This window comes from Ralstonia sp. ASV6 (genome assembly GCF_016429285.1).
In the GTDB taxonomy this organism is placed as follows: Bacteria; Pseudomonadota; Gammaproteobacteria; order Burkholderiales; family Burkholderiaceae; genus Ralstonia; species Ralstonia flaminis.
Genome location: NZ_JAELUI010000521.1, coordinates 1 through 379 on the forward strand (window position 1 = coordinate 1; position 379 = coordinate 379).

Consider the following 379-nt stretch of genomic DNA (forward strand, 5'->3'; position numbering starts at 1 on the left):
CCCCCCCCCCCCCCCCCCCCCCCCCCCCCCCCCCCCCCCCCCCCCCCCCCCCTCTCCCTCCCCCCCCCCCCACCGCCCTCTACACTCCACGGCCTTCGTCGGCAGCGTCAGATGTGTATAAGAGACAGGACCTGTTCAAGTCGCTCAAGGAAGGCACCGCTGCCGCCAACGAAGAGCGCGAGAAGCGTGGCATCCCCGCGCTGGAGATCCAGGGCTGGGTTGAGCGCCCGCACTATGACGCCGCCACGCACCTCCTGAGCCATCGCGACACGTGGCAGCGCATGTCGTGTCTCGTATGCGGGGGGGACGGTGCCGACGAAGGCCGTGGAGTGTAGGTCTGGGGGGGGGGCGGGGGAGGGAGAAGGGGGGGGGGGGGGGG

General features: G+C 73.1%; 1 pseudogene. It reads left to right on the forward strand.

The window, feature by feature from the left end:
- Nucleotides 1-128: 128 nt before the first annotated feature.
- Nucleotides 129-257 (forward strand): annotated as a pseudogene (locus tag JHD73_RS28385) (DUF2167 domain-containing protein); the annotation flags it as partial.
- Nucleotides 258-379 lie beyond the last annotated feature (122 nt).